At 62.8% G+C, this 13,635-nt stretch carries 9 protein-coding genes; 8 read left to right on the top strand and 1 reads right to left on the bottom strand.

The window, feature by feature from the left end; genetic code table 11:
* Window positions 1-9: 9 nt before the first annotated feature.
* A complete protein-coding gene (locus tag DAAHT2_RS08275; RefSeq protein WP_013163845.1) occupies window positions 10-897 on the bottom strand; it encodes an HDOD domain-containing protein in 888 nt (295 codons plus the stop codon).
* A 186-nt stretch (window positions 898-1,083) separates the two neighbouring features.
* On the opposite strand from DAAHT2_RS08275, the gene DAAHT2_RS13915 reads away from it, so the two are divergent.
* The 8 genes from DAAHT2_RS13915 (at window position 1,084) to DAAHT2_RS08240 (ending at window position 13,559) form a co-directional block, all read left to right on the top strand.
* On the top strand, window positions 1,084-3,507 hold the full coding sequence (locus DAAHT2_RS13915; RefSeq protein WP_013163844.1) for a response regulator: 2,424 nt from the start codon (window positions 1,084-1,086) through the stop codon (window positions 3,505-3,507).
* Between the two features lie 298 nt (window positions 3,508-3,805).
* A complete protein-coding gene (locus DAAHT2_RS08265) occupies window positions 3,806-4,882 on the top strand; it encodes a sensor histidine kinase (RefSeq protein ID WP_013163843.1) in 1,077 nt (358 codons plus the stop codon).
* Window positions 4,879-7,053, top strand: coding sequence for a putative bifunctional diguanylate cyclase/phosphodiesterase (locus tag DAAHT2_RS08260; protein WP_013163842.1), 2,175 nt, complete (start codon window positions 4,879-4,881; stop codon window positions 7,051-7,053). The genes DAAHT2_RS08265 and DAAHT2_RS08260 overlap by 4 nt, the downstream gene beginning before the upstream one ends.
* A gap of 47 nt (window positions 7,054-7,100) precedes the next feature.
* The gene (locus DAAHT2_RS08255) at window positions 7,101-8,939 is read left to right on the top strand and encodes a sensor domain-containing diguanylate cyclase (protein WP_013163841.1); all 1,839 of its coding nucleotides are present in this window, start codon (window positions 7,101-7,103) and stop codon (window positions 8,937-8,939) included.
* Window positions 8,940-8,965: 26 nt separating this feature from the next.
* A complete protein-coding gene (locus DAAHT2_RS08250) occupies window positions 8,966-10,330 on the top strand; it encodes an ATP-binding protein (protein ID WP_013163840.1) in 1,365 nt (454 codons plus the stop codon).
* Window positions 10,323-10,871 carry a response regulator gene (locus DAAHT2_RS13910; protein ID WP_049824381.1) on the top strand — a complete coding sequence of 183 codons (549 nt, stop codon included), beginning with the start codon at window positions 10,323-10,325 and terminating at the stop codon, window positions 10,869-10,871. The genes DAAHT2_RS08250 and DAAHT2_RS13910 overlap by 8 nt, the downstream gene beginning before the upstream one ends.
* On the top strand, window positions 10,783-12,789 hold the full coding sequence (locus DAAHT2_RS08245) for an ATPase, T2SS/T4P/T4SS family (RefSeq protein ID WP_049824380.1): 2,007 nt from the start codon (window positions 10,783-10,785) through the stop codon (window positions 12,787-12,789). The genes DAAHT2_RS13910 and DAAHT2_RS08245 overlap by 89 nt, the downstream gene beginning before the upstream one ends.
* Window positions 12,786-13,559 carry a response regulator gene (locus DAAHT2_RS08240; protein WP_013163839.1) on the top strand — a complete coding sequence of 258 codons (774 nt, stop codon included), beginning with the start codon at window positions 12,786-12,788 and terminating at the stop codon, window positions 13,557-13,559. Before DAAHT2_RS08245 ends, DAAHT2_RS08240 begins: the two co-directional genes overlap by 4 nt.
* Window positions 13,560-13,635 lie beyond the last annotated feature (76 nt).

Raw genomic sequence — 13,635 nt, 5'->3', positions numbered from 1 at the left:
TTAATTGTTTCAGCCGCTCAAGGCAGCGGCCATTTCCCGGTATGCCGGCAGTTGTGCCAGAATCCGGTGCTGGGTCGCCCGGGCTTGCTCCCCGTCGATCTCCAGCAGCCTGAACACCAGGGCCACCTGGGGATCATCGTAGTCATAACCGGAGGTTACCCCTTCGGCGGTCAACTGGTTGAGAACACCGTCCCCCCAGCGCGAGCTGAAACCGGTCAGCAGCACCAGCGGCCACTGTTCCCGCCGGTACTGGGGGTCGTGGTGATGCTCCATGACCAGCAGCAACTCCCGCGGCAGATGCCATTTGCCGCCCAGCCAGGCACCGGCCTGGTAATGGTCGATCGCAAGGGCCCGGCGCAGATGAGAAGCAAGCCTCTGTTCCGGCGCCTTGTAGTATGTGGCTAAAGCCTGTTCCATTTCCTGGGGAAAAAGGTGCACCAAGGCCAGCAACCCGAAATTGTGCAGCAGGCCGGCCAGGTATACGCTGTCTCGGGGTATTTGCAGTTGCGGGTCGACCCCGGTGGCCAGTTCCCGGCCCATGGAGGCGGCTAGAATGGAAGTCAGCCAGTAGCGCTGCAACTCAAAGCGTCGGCACGATTTCAGCTGGAAAGGGCCGGCAAGGGCCAGGCCGGTGGCAATGTTGCGCACCATGGGTAACCCCAGGATGGCGGTGGCGTGTTCCAGGGTTTGGACCCTGCCGGCCTGGCCGAAAAAAGCCGTATTGGCCAGACCCAGCAGGCGGGCGGTAATGGTGGGGCTGCTTTGCAGCACCTGGGCCAGATGTTGAAAATCAATCTCCGGATCTTCGCAGGCCTCGATGATCCGGCTCAGATTCGGCGCCAGGGCCGGTAACTCCTTTAAGCGCTGGATATGGCGCCTGACTTCCTCGTTGTTCATCCGCCCCCCTCAGGTATACAAGCGTTCACCAGGGCTGATAACCTACCGGTTTAACGGGCCGTTTTTGGCTGCTTCCGGTCGCTTTTTAACGTACTATTTGATAAAAATAGGATATGTTGCCAACTATTACCGACCGCCCGTTGAATCGCAAGCAAAAAAGGGTGCCGTGTTTGGCTCTTTAAATTTATGGCTATTCCGGACTTGAAACCGACCACGGTGCTGCTGGTTACCGATCGGCCCAGCGAAGCGGCCCTGCTCCGGCACCTGCTGCAGAGCGCCGGCGAATGCCGCTATCTGCCGCGGCAGGTGCAGAGTCCGGCCGCCGCCGACCGGCTGTTGCGCTGGTGGCAACCGGCGGTGATCCTGCTGTCGGCCCCGGCCGGCGAAGATGAGGCATTGGGGGCCGTACGCCGGTTGCGTGCCGCCGCCGGTGCCATTCCCCTGATCGTTCTCGGTGATCGCGATGACTCCCATTTCGCCCTGCAGGTGCTTACTGCCGGGGCCCAGGATTTTCTGGTTAAAAGCTTTCTCACCATCAGCACCTTAACGCGGGCCATCAGCCAGGCCCGTACCCGGGTTACCCTGGAAAACCGGCTGCGGGAGTCCCAGCAGCGGCTGGAATTGGCCCTGTCGGGGGCTGATCTGGCGCTCTGGGATTGGCACCTGGCCGCCGACCACATCACCTACGACGGCCATTGGCAGGCCATCACCGGCCAGCAACAGCAGGAACTGGCGGCCGACGGCGATGCCTGGCGGCGATTAATCCACCCCGAGGACCGTAGCCGGGTGCTGGCCGCCCTTAACCGGCATCTGACGGGGGAAAGTTCGACTTTCGAAGCTGAATACCGCTTACGCCACCGGGAAGGCCACTGGATCTGGCTGCTGGATCGGGGGCGGGTGGTGCAGCGGGCCGAGGATGGCACCCCCCTGCGGCTGGTGGGTACCTGCCTGGAAATCAGCCGCCGCAAACAGGCGGAGGCCGAACTTGAACAACGCAACGAAGAATTGACCCGGGCCAACCACCAACTGGCGGCCAGCAACCGCCGGGCCGCTGTCCTGGCCGCTGAAGCCGAGGCGGCCAACCGGGCCAAGAGCGACTTTCTGGCCCACATGAGCCATGAAATCCGCACTCCGATGAACGGGGTTATCGGCATGACCGCCCTGTTGCTGGCAGGCGATCTCGATGAGCAGCAGCGGCATTACGCCGGGGTGATCAAGGCCAGCGGCGAGGCCCTGTTGCGTATTATCAACGATATTCTCGATCTGGCCAAAATCGAGGCCGGCCGGCTGGAACTGGTCTCGCGGGATTTCAGTCTGCCCGCCCTGCTGGCGGAAATTTTTACCCTGCTGCAACCGGAGGCCGCCGCCAAGGGGCTGGCCCTGAAAGAGCAGGTGGCCGCCGATCTGCCGCCGCGCCTGCGGGGTGATGACGTCCGCCTGCGCCAGATCCTGCTCAACCTGCTCGGCAACGCCATTAAATTCACCGACCATGGCGAGGTGGAGTTGTCCGTCAGCGGGCAGCATGAAATTTGCTTCAGCGTTCGCGATACCGGCCCCGGGGTTCCCCCGGAGCTGCAGCAACAGATCTTTGCCCCCTTCGAGCAGGCTGGTGCCGCCGACCGCCGGCGGCCGGCCGGCACCGGCCTGGGCCTGGCCATCTGCCGCCGGCTGGCGCAACTGATGGAAGGGTCTCTCAGGGTGGAAAGCACTCCCGGTGCAGGTGCCACCTTCCACTGCGTCCTGCCATTTGCCGCGGCCAAGGAAGCCCCGGTGGAAACCGTTGCGTCAGGTTTGCCGCTGCCCGGGGATGCACCACCGGTGTCGGCGCCAAGGCGGATTCTGCTGGCTGAAGATAATAGGGTCAACCGCCAGGTGGCTTTAGCCATCCTGAGCCGACAGGGCTGGCGGGTGGACGCGGTGGATGACGGCCGCCAGGCCCTGGCGGCTCTGGCCGCTGAAAACTATGACCTGGTGCTGTTGGACATTGAGATGCCGGTGCTGGACGGCCTGCAAACGGTCCGGGCCCTCCGCACCCGGGCCCGTGAGAGCAGGCTGCCACCGCTGATCGCCCTTACCGCCCACGCCGGAGGCGAAGCGCAACGGCATTACCTGGCCGCCGGCTTCGACGATTATCTGGCCAAACCCATTGAGCCTCAAGACTTGACCGCCATGGTCCACCGCTGGTGCTCTTTTACCCTGCCTCCCGCCGAGGGCTCCCACGGGCCAGGTGAGGATTCCCCGCGGCAAAAGGCCTCGTTCCTTGTTTTTAATGAGCGGCAACTGTTGGACCGCCTTTATCACGACCGCTCCCTGGCCGAACAACTGATCCTGGTGTTTCTGGCTGAACATTCGGCCACCGTGGAGCAACTATCCCAGGCCGCAACCCGCCGTGAATTTCAAGCCTGCACCTTTATGGCCCACCGCCTGGCCGGGGCGGCCGCCAACCTGGGCGGCGAGGCCGTGAACCGGGCCGCCCGCGATCTGGAACAGGCCGCGATGGTCTTTAGCCCGGATCAGGTGGACCATTGTTTGGGCAACTTGCAGCAGCAGTACAACCGGCTGGAGCAGCAGCTCCAGCAATTCCTGTCGACGTCTCCCCGTCGGGTTTAAATTCCCTCACCATTTTTTTTGCGCTCGGCCTCGGCTGGAAAAAGCCTGCTGAGCAGGCCAGTAATCAATTTACCTATCACACTTTATGTGCACCAAGATGGAAATGAGAGGTGGCGTAATACCTGTTGTCAACAACAACCTTTTGTGAAAACAAAAAAATCAGCCTATTTAAAACCAGTTTACATTATTGTGTTAATGAGGAAATTGGATCAATTTAACATAGGCGCCCAGGCATGAGACGTGGTATGTCAAGAATATGAATGGGTATTGATTTTTCTTCAACAACAGTGAGGTCGTTTTGACCACAACCAGATCGCAGCAGGTCGACCCCGCTCTGGAGAATCTGCCACTCCCGGTGCTGCTCGTCGACCGTGAATTCAAATTGATCCAGCTCAACCGGGCGGCCCGGATCCTGGGGCAATCGGGTGAGCAAGATCAGGCCTCCACCTGCCACGGCTTTTTGCGCGACCTGCTGGAACCCTGTCGAGTGCCGCTGGCGGAATGCCCGGTCCGGGCCTTTTATGAAGGCGGCAGCACTTATCTCTGCTGCCACCACTGCTGTCAGGGACGGCCGGTGGCCCTGTTTGACGGCGGGTACGGCCTGGCCGGTCTGCTGGTCACCGATCATCCCGCGCCGCTGCTGGATGAGCAGCGGTTGCTGCACACCGGCAAGATGGCGGCCTTGGGCTCCATGTTGGCCCATATCGTGCACAATCTCAACAGTACTTTTTACGTCACCGGCAATTACCTGGGGGTGCTGCGCCGTAAGCTGGCCGCTAAAGTCGGCGACGATCAGGAGATCGCCCAACCCCTGCAACTGTTGGGCGAGGCCAACCGGCTGGCCAGCGATATGGCCCGGACTCTGCTCGATTACACCCGCCGGCGCGACTCCTGCCGGCAGGTCGAGGCCCGCGAGGCGGCGACGGAAGTGCTTGCCCTGCTGGCCACCGCCCTGGATGCGGCGGGGATCGAGACCCGACTTACCGGCCTGGAAAATGGTCCCCGGCTGGACCGCCAGGCCTTGCTCACCGTCCTTTTCAACGTTACCCAGAACGCCATCGAGGCCATGCCCGAGGGTGGGCGGCTACAGATCGAAATCGGCGCCGACCACATCACCGTCAGCGACCAGGGGCGAGGGATTGCCCCCGCAGAGCTGGCCAAGGTTTTCGAGCCCTATTATACCACCTCGGAAACCGGCACCGGCCTGGGGCTCTATATCGCCCGGCGGATGATGGCCTCCATGGGCGGGGAGATCGAGCTTGTCAGCCTCCCCGGCCAGGGCACCATCTGCCGGCTGCATTTTGCCCCGGCAGGGCAAAATGACCGGTCAACAGCCGAGAAAACCAGCAAACAAGGTGGGAACCGGACAACATGACAACCATGCAGCCAGCAAGCAAAGAACTGCCGCCCCTGGACGAGCAACTGTATATCCTGGTGGTCGACGATCGCCGGCTGGACCGGGAAAGCCTGGTGGAACTGCTCCGCGCCTACGATTACCAGGTAACCGGAGTGGCCGACGGTGATCAGGCCCGGGAACATGTCAATACCCATCGCACCGACCTGGTGCTGGTGGATATGGTCATGCCCCAGAAAGACGGGATTGAAGTTCTGCGTGAACTGAAGTTGCTCCACCCCGAACTGGAGGTGATCCTGATCACCGCCTACGCCACCCTGGAGAAGGCAGTGGCCGGTCTGCGCGAAGGGGCCTATGACTTTCTCACCAAACCCTGCCCCACCGATACCCTGATCGCCGCCGTGGAGCGGGTGCGGGAAAAGAAAAAGCTGCAGTGGATCATTGAAAGCGCCGAGGAGCGCCTGCGTCGGTCGGAATATTTTTTCCATGCCATTTTGGAAAGCCTGGGGGAGGCGGTGGTGGTCATCGGCCGGGATATGCGGATTATTTCCGCCAACCAAGGTTACCGTCACCAGACCGGCCGCGAGGACGAGGAGATCATCGGTCGTCACTGCTACGAGATCTCCCACGGCTACTCCCGCCCCTGCTGGCTGGAGGAGGAAGGTTGCGTCTGCGCCGTAATCCGCTGCTTCCAGGACGGCAGCCACCACACCGCCATCCATACCCACCGCGACAAGGAGGGCAACCCCATCTACGTCGAAACCAACGCCTACCCCCTGCGCCCGGGTGATGGGCAGATGATCTACGCGGCGGTGGAGACCATCCGCGACATTACCGAGTTGAAATTAATGGAAGAGGAGAAACAGCGCAAAGAAGTAGAGGTTTATCGCCTGGCCTTTTACGATCCTTTAACTGGCCTGCCCAACCGCCGGCTGCTGCTGGATCGCCTGGGTCAGGCTTTTGCCGCCTCGGAACGTACCGGTCAGCACGGGGCGTTGCTCTTTCTCGACCTTGACCGTTTCAAAAACATCAACGACACCCGTGGCCACCAGGCCGGCGATCTGATTCTGCGGGAAGCGGCCCGCCGCTTGCGGGCCACTGTGCGAGAGGATGACACCGTCTCCCGCCAGGGCGGTGACGAATTCGTGGTGCTGCTTCAGTACCTGGCCACCGACGACGCCACCGCCATCAAGCAGGCCGGCCGGGTGGCGGAAAAAATTCGCCTGGCCCTGAGCAAACCCTTCCAGTTTTCCGAATGTCAGGGCGATTGCCGGTTTCACTTAAGCGCCAGTATCGGCGTTACCCTTTTTGTCGGCCACCAGCTTTCGGCCGAAGATCTGTTCAAATACGCCGATACCGCCATGTACCAGGCCAAGCAGGCCGGACGGGACACCGTTCGCTTTCACGATCCGGCCATGCAGCAGGCCCTGGAAGAGGCGGAAGAGTTGGAGCGCGAGCTGCGCCGGGCCATCGACGAGGAACATTTTGCCTTGCACTACCAGCCCCAGATGGACGCCCATGGCCGTTTGCTGGGGGCCGAGGCCCTGCTGCGCTGGGTCCATCCTGAGCGGGGGCTGATCACACCGCTGGCCTTTATTCCCCTGGCGGAAGAAAACGGTATGATCCTGCCCATCGGCAGTTGGGTGTTGCACGCCGCCTGTGCCCAACTGGCCGCCTGGAGTGGCCGGCCCGGCCAGGAGAATTTCCGCTTGGCGGTAAATGTCAGCCCCCGCCAGTTCCATCAGCCCAATTTCGTCGGCGAGGTGGAGGAGGTGATTGGCAGCACCGGCATTGACCCCCGCCGGCTCAAGCTGGAACTCACCGAAAGCCTGGTACTGGCCGATCTTAATGATACCATCGTCAAGATGGAGCAACTGCGGGCCCTGGGGGTGGGGTTTGCCATGGATGATTTCGGTACCGGCTATTCTTCGCTGGCCAAACTCAAGCAACTGCCGCTGGAACAGCTCAAGATCGACCGCGCCTTCATCCGCGACCTGGAGAACGACCCCCAGGACGCCGCCATCGTGGAAACCATAATCGCCATGGGGCGTACCCTGGGCTTTGAAATCGTCGCCGAAGGGGTGGAAAACGAGCAGCAATTACACTTTTTGCAGCAGCACGGCTGCCATATGTTTCAGGGTTATTATTTCAGCCCGCCGGTGTCGGCTGCCAAATTCGAAAAATTTGGGTAAACGTCGACAATGGCAGAAAAAACCTGTTTGGGGGAGGTTTTTACAGCATGGGATTACTTCCGCGCCTGAGTGCTTTGACTCGTACCATCCGTTTTAAGTTATTGGCCGGTTTGCTGGCGCTGCTGGCCCTTTCCATCGGGGTGTCGCTTTACGGTATCTGGACCTTCGAGCGGGATCGTTACCGGGAGATCGCCCGGGAAGAGGCCCTGCGGGCGGCCCATACCCTGGAGCAGGCCCTGCGCCATGCCATGATCCTTAATGATTGGGAGATGATCCGCCGGACGGTGGATGATGTGTACCGGTTAGTGGAACCGGCCAATGTGGGCATCATCAACAATCAGGGCCGGGTGCTGGCCTCCGGTGACCCGACCCTGCTCGGCCATCGTTTTGATTTCCACCGGGCTGCGGAATGTGTCGTCTGTCACGCCCGGCCGCAGACGCCGCCGGAGCGGGACGTGATTTTTCTGGAGACCGCCGCCGGGCCGGTGCTGCGCAATATCATCAAGCTGGAAAACAGCGCCGAGTGCCGCTCCTGCCACCAGGAGGACGGCGACAACCTGGGGGTTTTCCTCTATGACGCCACATTTGCCGAAGTTTATGCCATGCTGCGCACGGTGTTGTTTCGAACCATTCTCACTGGTGCCGTCACCTTCCTGCTGGTGGCCATGCTGCTGTCGCTGCTGGTCGGCCGCTACCTGAACCGCCCCCTGCGGCGGTTGGAGGAAGGGTTCAACCACGTTGGCCGGGGTGATTTCAATCACTGGGTGGAGGTGGAGGCGGAAGGGGAGATCCAGGATATGGCCACCCAGTTCAATGTGATGAGTCAGGCCATCAAGCGCTCCTTTGCCGAAATCAGGCACAAAAACTGGGAAACCGAACAGCTTTACGCCTTCGTCCGCCGCTTGAGCCAAGAGGCTGAATGGGATCGGTTGCGGCGGGTGATTCTTGAACTGGTACAGGATACCTTCCAGGCCGGGCGGGTCGCCCTGCTGTTGCGGCGGGAGTTGCAGGAAGGGGAGTTGACGGAAATCACTTGGCGGGAGGCCGATGATCGCCGCTGCTTCCACCGGGAATACCGCTTGCCGCCGCCGGCCGGCGAATTGCCGGCCTGGCTGGCCCAGGCCTGGGAGCACTGGCGCCAAAGCCCCGCCGCCACCCCGGCTTACTCCCCTGATCGGACCATCGCCCTGGTTCCCCTGGTCACCCAGCATGTCAACCTGGGGCTGCTTTGCCTGCATCGGCCGCCGGAGCAGCCTTTCCGCAGCCGGGAGAGCAAGCTGCTGGCGGCGGTCTGCGAGCAGATCGAGGTTGCCCTGGCCAATGCCCGTCTTTACCGGTTGGCGGTCACCGACAGCCTCACCGGCCTGCGTAACAAACGCTACTGCGAAACGGCCCTGCGCAAGCTGGTGGAAGCCCATCGGCAGGATCGTCACCGGCCGTTCAGTGTTCTGATGCTGGACCTGGATCATTTCAAACGGGTCAACGACACCCACGGCCACCCGGTGGGGGATGAAGTGCTGAGCCAACTGGCGGAGCTGATCCGCCGCCAACTCCGCCAGGATGATGTCGCCTGCCGCTACGGCGGCGAGGAATTCATCGTGCTGGTAACCGACGGGCCGCAGACGGGGCACAAGATCGCCGCCCGCCTCTGCCGGGCGGTGGACGAGCATACTTTCCACTGTGCCGGCGGGCTGGCGTTGCACAATACCATCAGCATCGGGGTGGCCGGTTTCCCCGCCCACGGTAAGACCGTGGCCGAGGTGATCGGGGCCGCCGACCAGGCGCTGTATGAAGCCAAACGGGCCGGCCGCAACCGCTGCCAGCTGGCTGGCCCGCCCACCGGCAGCGCCATGACGGCGCCGGCCAATAACCTTTACCCGTCCTGACCCCGGGCAAGGAGCGTAAGCATACCATGGGCACCAATGCCAACCCCACCGGTACCCCCGGTTCTTCCGGCTCATCCGATCCGCCTTCGGCGGCATCCGAGTCGCAACCCGCCATCGACCGGCAGACCATGGAGCGGATCTGCCGGGCCAAGTGGGACCTGGAAGGGATGATCGACTGCGTGGCCGACCTGATGGTTCAGGTCGATAACGACGGGGTGGTCAAGCGCTGTAACCTGGCCTTTGCCAACCTGGCCGACCGCCCCTTCCAGCAACTCATCGGCCTTAAAATCGGCGAGTTGCTGGCCGCCGCCGGGCTGCTGGCCGCGGGTAAGTGCGGTAAACATTGCCGCGAGTTTAGCCACCCGGCAAGCGGGCGGGTTTATTGCTGTACCGCCTACCCGGTGACCGATCAGCAGGGGGAGCTGCGGGGGCGGGTGCTCACCTTCCAGGAGATTACCCAGCAGTTGGCGGCGGCCCGCCGGCTGGAGCGAAAAAATGAGGAACTGGCCGGGGCTTACGAAGAGCTGAAACACTCCCACGCCCGCCTGCTGCAGCAGGAAAAACTGGCCGCTATCGGCCAGTTGGCCGCCGGGGTGGCCCACGAGATCAACAACCCGGTGGGTTTTGTTACCAGTAATTTGGGCACCCTGGCCAAATATCTGGGCAAAACCAAAGCCTTTTTCGAGCAGCAGCAGCAACTGCTGGACCGGGTGGCTGGCGCTCCGGAGCGCGACCAGGCGGCGGAGTTGAGACAGCAGTACCAGATCGATTTTGTCCTTAGTGACGCCCATGATCTGCTGCGGGAATGCCTGGAAGGGGTGGAGCGGGTTAAGTTGATCGTCCAGAATCTGAAAAATTTCTCGCGGGTGGACCAGGCCCGTTTCTGCTCCGCCGATATCAACCGGTGCCTGGAGGAAACCCTGGCCATCGCCTGGAACGAGTTGAAATATAAAGCGGAGGTGGTCAAACACTACGGCGAGCTGCCCCCCACCTGGTGCCACCCGCAGCAGCTCAACCAGGTGTTTTTGAATCTGCTGATCAATGCCGCCCAGGCCATCGAAAAGCGGGGGAAAATCACCATTCGTACCTGGCATAAGAACGGGGCGATCATGGTCACCATCACCGATACCGGGCGGGGGATCGCCCCGGAACACCTCTCCCGCCTGTTTGAGCCGTTTTTCACCACCAAGGCGGTGGGGCAGGGCACCGGCCTGGGGCTGAGCATTGCCTACGACATCGTGGTCAAGCAGCACGGCGGTGAGGTCACCGCCAGCAGCGCCCCCGGGGTTGGCGCCACCTTCCGGGTGCGCCTGCCGGTACGGGGCGAAAAGGACAGCGGTGATTCGACCGGGGGCCGGGGGGGAAGCGGTCAGGGGGGCGCCCATGAGTGAGTACACCCTGTTGCTGGTCGATGACGAAGAGAGCGTGTTGCGGGCGCTCCGGCGTTTGTTCCGCGAGGATGGTTACCGCATCTTCACCGCCACCGACGCCGATCAGGCCCTGGCGGTCATGGCCGCCGAGCCGGTGCAACTGGTGATCTCCGATTTCCGGATGCCCGGCCGCGACGGGGTGCAGTTGCTCAAAGAGATCAAGGTGCGCTGGCCGGAGACCATCCGGATTATGCTCACCGGCTATACCGATATCGACTCGATCATGGCGGCGGTCAACGAGGGGGCGGTTTACAAGTTCATCACCAAACCCTGGAACGACGAAGATCTGCGCCTCACCGTCAGGCTGGCCCGCGAGCAGTACAGCCTGCGCCGGGAGAACCGCGAATTGAAGATGCTGGCCGAGCGGCAGGCGGCCAAGCTGGACAAGGGGCGCAACCGCCTGGGCGAGGATCATGGGGGTGCTGGGCGATCTGCTGCGGCAGGCCGGGGTGCTTGTTCCCGAACAACTGACGGCGGCCCGCCGGGCGCGGCTGGAGGATGAACTGTTTTACGATACCCTGCTGCGCCTCGGCCTGGCCGACGAGGATGGCATCGTGGCGGTGCTGCGGCAGCGGCTGAAGCTGGAGGTGATCGACTGGGCCGCCACCCCGGTCAGCCCGGAGGCGGCGGCGCTGTTGCCCCGGGAGTTGTGCCGGCGCAACCGGCTGCTGCCGGTGGGCCTGAAAAACAAGCGGCTGCTAGTCGCCATGGCCGATCCCTCCGATCTTCTCAAATGCGACGCCATTTCGGCCCTGACCGGTCTGCCGGTCACCCCGCTGATCACCACCGGTTCGGCGCTGCAGGAGCGGCTGCAGCAGTTGCAGGGAGCGGGGGAAATCCGGGGGGCGGTGGAACTGCCGGATGAGTTGCCGGAGGAGCTGCCGGTGAAGTTGCCTGAGGAGTTGCCGGCAGAGGGGATGGCGCCCGGCACCGCCCCTCCACCGGCCCTGGCGTCGGTTGAGGGCGGGGAAATCGACCTGGTGGGGCTGGAAGAAGAGGGGGCCGATGATGGCGCCGACCCCAAGCAACTGCTGGCCGCTTCCGAAAACCCGTCGGTGGTGGGATTGGTCAACGCGATGCTGAGCGAAGCGATCCGGCTGGGGGCCAGCGATATTCACCTGGAGCCGCGCCGCCGGCACCTGGTGGTCCGCCACCGCCTGGACGGTCTGCTCCAGCCCCGGCTGACGGTGCCGCTAAAGCTGCACCCCGCCGTGCTTTCGCGGCTTAAGATCATGGCCGGGCTGGATATCGCCCAGCGCCGGATGCCCCAGGACGGCCGTCTGGCGATCCGGGCCGGCGGGCGGGAGGTGGATGTCCGGCTCTCCACCATGCCCACCATTGACGGCGAAAAGGCGGTGCTGCGGGTGCTCGACAAAAGTGCCGCCGTCCGCCGCCTGGATCAGTTGGGGATTGAGCCGGAGGATCGGGAAAAACTGGCCACCCTGGTCCGCAAGCCCCAGGGGATGCTGATCTGTACCGGACCCACCGGCAGCGGCAAGACCACCCTGCTCTACGCCCTGCTCCACTCGGTGCTGGACGAGCACCGCAATTTTCAGACCATCGAGGACCCGGTGGAGTATTTCCTCGACGAGGTCAACCAAGTGCCGGTCCGCGACAAGATCGGCCTGAGCTTCGCCTCGGTGTTGCGCGCCACCCTGCGCCAGGACCCCGACGTGCTGCTGGTGGGCGAGATGCGCGACCGGGAAACCGCCGACGTCGCCTTCAAGGCGGCCATCACCGGCCACCTGCTGCTGACCACCCTCCATACCAACCACGCGGTGGCCGCCGTCACCCGGCTGCTGGACCTGGGCCTGCGCCCCTATCTGATCGCTTCGGCCCTGGAGGGGGTGGTGGCCCAGCGGCTGGTCCGCAAGCCCTGCCCCCACTGCCGCCACGAAACGGCGCCGGACCCGGCCGCCCTGCAACTGCTGGGCTTCAGTCCGGAGAGCCTGGCCGGAGCACCGGTGGTCGCCGCCCGCGGCTGCGAGCGCTGCAACCAAAGCGGTTATCTGGGCCGGGTGGGAATTTTTGAATTTCTGGTTTGCCACGATGAACTGCGGCGGCTGATCGCCGCCGGCGACTGCCGGGAGGCCGACTTGCTGAGCGCGGCCCGGGCCGGCGGCATGCGCACCCTGCGCGAGGATGCCCTGCTCAAGCTGCGCCGGGGCCTGACCACCACCGAGGAGCTATTGCGGGTGCTGGGGCCGGCCACCGGCCGGCGGCGGAGTTGCGAACAATGCGGCCGGGAGCATGACAGCGGCTTCTTTTACTGCCCCCATTGCGGCACCGCCCGGCCCGATTTCTGCGGCCACTGCCGCTACCCCCTGGAGGCGGAATGGCGGGCCTGCCCGGCCTGCGGCGCCCCTAAAAAAACAAGCAAACGATCACGACCAGCAGCCAGCAAGGAGCCGGCAAGATGAACAAAGTTACTTTTCTGGTAGTAGATGACAGCGTCACCGTACGCGATCTGGTGCGGCGTTCGCTGAAGGCGATTTTCGGCGGGGCCGAGGTCATGCTGGCCGAGGATGGCAAGGCCGCCCTGCGGCTGCTGCGGGAAAAGAAGATCGACATCATCATCTCCGACTGGAACATGCCGAATATGAACGGTGAAGAGCTGTTGTACACGGTGCGCAGCGATTCCGAACTCAAAGAGATCCCCTTTGTGATGATGAGCACCAACTCCGATCGTGACTTCATCATCATGGCCATCCAACTGGGGGTGACCCAGTACATGGTCAAGCCCTTCACCGCCGACGAGCTGGAAAAGAAGATCCGTTCCTCGCTCAACGTCCTTTGCCAGCGCCAGGCCAAACGTTACGCCCTGCCGGCCCACGTGGCGGAAATTCACCTCAAGGGCAAGCGGATACCCGGCCGGTTGCTGGATCTAAGTCGCACCGGGGCGGCCTTTGCCGGAGAAAAATTCGATCCGAACCTGGGGTTGTTCAAACCCTGCGAGTTGGACTTGCGCTTGCGGGACCCCGACGGCCTGGAGCGCGATACCGTGCTGATCAGCGGCCTTACCGGGCGTATCGTCCGTCTGGAGGCGGAAGCCTCCTTCCACCCCACCTCGTCGGCCTTCAAACTGGCGCTTTATTTGCCGCCCGGCAACATGGAGCGTGACGTGGAACTGCGCCTGACCAAGCTGCTCAAATGGCTGGCCAGCAAAACACCCGATGTAATCGGCGAATGACCCGGCTTGTAAGGAATATTTTTTCGGGTATCGGCAGCGGTTTTTCTTGGATGTTTATACGGGGTTTACGTTAGCA

This window comes from Desulfurivibrio alkaliphilus AHT 2, from assembly GCF_000092205.1.
GTDB classification, from domain to species: Bacteria; Desulfobacterota; Desulfobulbia; order Desulfobulbales; family Desulfurivibrionaceae; genus Desulfurivibrio; species Desulfurivibrio alkaliphilus.
This window is presented reverse-complemented; position numbering and strand designations above follow the sequence as displayed.

Excerpts from the sequence above, each read along its gene's own strand:
- DAAHT2_RS08245 (WP_049824380.1), top strand. The coding sequence starts at position 10,783 with ATGGGGGTGCTGGGCGATCTGCTGCGGCAGGCCGGGGTGCTTGTTCCC.
- DAAHT2_RS13910 (WP_049824381.1), top strand. The coding sequence starts at position 10,323 with ATGAGTGAGTACACCCTGTTGCTGGTCGATGACGAAGAGAGCGTGTTG.
- DAAHT2_RS08260 (WP_013163842.1), top strand. The coding sequence starts at position 4,879 with ATGACAACCATGCAGCCAGCAAGCAAAGAACTGCCGCCCCTGGACGAG.
- DAAHT2_RS08255 (WP_013163841.1), top strand. The coding sequence starts at position 7,101 with ATGGGATTACTTCCGCGCCTGAGTGCTTTGACTCGTACCATCCGTTTT.
- DAAHT2_RS13915 (WP_013163844.1), top strand. The coding sequence starts at position 1,084 with ATGGCTATTCCGGACTTGAAACCGACCACGGTGCTGCTGGTTACCGAT.
- DAAHT2_RS08250 (WP_013163840.1), top strand. The coding sequence starts at position 8,966 with ATGGGCACCAATGCCAACCCCACCGGTACCCCCGGTTCTTCCGGCTCA.
- DAAHT2_RS08275 (WP_013163845.1), bottom strand. The coding sequence starts at position 897 with ATGAACAACGAGGAAGTCAGGCGCCATATCCAGCGCTTAAAGGAGTTA.
- DAAHT2_RS08240 (WP_013163839.1), top strand. The coding sequence starts at position 12,786 with ATGAACAAAGTTACTTTTCTGGTAGTAGATGACAGCGTCACCGTACGC.